The sequence below is a fragment of the Bacillus sp. 05T31 genome (genome assembly GCF_056396725.1).
The window spans coordinates 1-435 of sequence record NZ_JBFTMA010001409.1 but is presented as its reverse complement, the minus strand read 5'-3'; the positions used below and the strand labels follow the sequence as shown (position 1 = coordinate 435).

Sequence of the window (435 nt, the reverse complement as noted above, 5' to 3'; positions counted from 1 at the left end):
GAGTTCAAGAGGTCAGCTTTGATTCTGATCAGGTGGTTGATTCGGATTTCGATTTTAGTAGGGAAATAAGTGTACCTTGTACTTTTGAAAAACCTAAAAATATAAAAGAACTGCAAGATATAGGTTTTACATCACAACAAGCATGGGATGTTCATTTGCGTAAGGGTGAGAGTTGGAAAGAGAACTAAAAAAATCCTTTTAATAGAAAGTGAGACAAATATGTTAGCAAATAACAAGATTTATAAACATTTATTTTCATTACTTATCGCACTTAATGTGGGGTTAGCAATTATATCAGCAATACAACAAAAATGGTGGAGTGTGTCAGGTTTATTAGGAAGCGCTACATTATTAATAGCTATAGTACTTGTGGCAAAGGAGGGTAAGGTCAATAAATGGTCAGCGATACTATTCACAGTAACAGCTATTGAAAAT

2 protein-coding genes are annotated in these 435 nt (G+C 33.6%); both read left to right on the top strand.

What is annotated here, in order from left to right:
• Positions 1 to 188: PadR family transcriptional regulator (locus AC1DJR_RS33560; protein ID WP_477004629.1), on the top strand; the 188-nt coding region annotated here is incomplete at its 5' end.
• A 31-nt stretch (positions 189 to 219) separates the two neighbouring features.
• A partial coding sequence (locus AC1DJR_RS33555; RefSeq protein WP_477004630.1) for a permease occupies positions 220 to 435 on the top strand: 216 nt, incomplete at its 3' end.